This window comes from Mycobacterium sp. E3298, assembly GCF_001666895.1.
Classification (GTDB): Bacteria; Actinomycetota; Actinomycetes; order Mycobacteriales; family Mycobacteriaceae; genus Mycobacterium.
On the sequence record NZ_LZJB01000621.1, the window covers coordinates 1 to 1,701 of the forward strand.

At 71.2% G+C, this 1,701-nt stretch carries 2 protein-coding genes; both read left to right on the top strand.

All coding sequences use genetic code 11. The annotated features are described in order from the left end of the window. Nucleotides 1-364 (top strand): DUF4162 domain-containing protein (locus tag A9X05_RS28650; RefSeq protein ID WP_156737070.1); only part of this gene is annotated, 364 nt, incomplete at its 5' end. Continuing rightward, nucleotides 361-1,701 (top strand): ABC transporter permease (locus tag A9X05_RS28655; RefSeq protein ID WP_197499232.1); only part of this gene is annotated, 1,341 nt, incomplete at its 3' end. The genes A9X05_RS28650 and A9X05_RS28655, both read left to right, overlap by 4 nt.

The following is a 1,701-nucleotide window of genomic DNA, read 5'->3' on the forward strand; positions in this document are numbered from 1 at the left end:
CGCGACCATCCTGCTGTCCAGTCACATCCTGGCCGAAACCGAAGCGCTCTGCGAACGGGTGACCATCATCCGGGCCGGCAAGACCGTCGAGAGCGGCTCGCTGGACTCGATGCGGCATCTCAGCCGCACCTCGATCAGGGCCGAAATGACCGGCGACCCCGGCGACCTCACGCGCATCAAGGGCGTCGAGGACGTCAGCGTCGAAGGCAACACCGTGCGTGCCCAGGTCGACGGCGAAAGCCTCGGAGAACTGATCCGGGCACTTGGCGACGCGGGCGTGCGCACCCTCGTCAGCCAGCCGCCGACGCTCGAGGAACTCTTCCTGCGCCACTACGACACGGCGGACAGGGTGTCCGCATCATGAGCACCGCAACCTTGGATCGGTCACACCGCCCCGCCCACCCCGCACCGCAACGGCGGCCGAACTTCGCGGGGACGCTTGGCATGCTGCGGCTCTACCTACGGCGCGACCGGGTTTCGTTGCCGCTGTGGGTGTTGCTGCTGTCGGTGCCGCTGGCAACGGTGTACGTCGGCAGCATCGAGAAGGTCTACCCCACCGAGGCGGCGCGCGCCGGCTTCGCGGCTTCCATCATGGCGAGCCCGGCACAGCGTGCCCTCTACGGGCAGGTCTACAACGACAGCCTTGGGGCGGTGGGCATTTGGAAGGCCGGGATGTTCCACCTGCTCATCTCGGTGGCCGTCATCCTGACCGTCATCCGGCACACCCGCGCCGACGAGGAGGCCGGCCGGACCGAGCTCGTGGACTCGACCGCGGTCGGGCGCTACGCCAGCCTCAGCGCCGCCCTCCTGTTGTCCTTCGGGGCCAGCCTCGCCACGGGCATGATCGGCGCGGCGGGTCTGCTCACCACCGATGTCGCCCCGGGCGGGTCCCTCGCCTTCGGTGCGGCGCTGGCCTGCTCCGGCCTGGTGTTCACCGCCGTCGCCGCGGTGGCCGCGCAGTTGTCGCCGAGCGCGCGGTCCGCCCGCGGCGCCGCGTTCGCGGTCCTGGCGGCGGCCTTCACACTGCGCGCCCTCGGCGACGCCGGTTCGGGCGTGCTGTCCTGGCTCTCGCCGCTGGGGTGGTCGCTGCAGGTCCGGCCGTACGCGGGCGACCACTGGCCGGTTCTGCTGTTGCACCTGGCGACGACCATCGTCCTCACCGCGGTGGCCTATCGGCTCCTCGCGAGCCGTGACGTGGGTGCCGGGCTGTTCGCCGAACGCCCCGGCCCTGGCTCCGCCGCCCCGGCGCTGGGCAACGTGTTCGGGCTGGCATGGCGGCTGGACCGCGGTGCCCTCGTGTTGTGGACCGTGGGCCTGTGCCTCTACGGCATCTTGATGGGCAGCGTGGTGCACGGCATCGGCGACGAGCTCGGCGGCAGCAACGCCGCGCGCGACATCGTTCTCCGAATGGGCGGGACCAACGCCTTGGCGGAGGCTTTCATCGCCGTCGCGTTCACCATGCTGGGCATGGCCGCGGCCGCGTTCGCGATCTCGCTGACGCTGCGGCTACACCAGGAGGAATCGGCGCAACGGGCCGAGACGACGCTGGCCGGTGCGGTGTCGCGAACCCGTTGGCTCGCCAGCCACGTGCTGGCCGCACTGCTCGGATCCACGGTCGCGATGCTGCTCAGCGGGCTGACCGGGGGGCTGGTCTACGGAGCCGCGGCCGGTGACGTCGGCGGCAAGGTGGCCGTCGTGGTG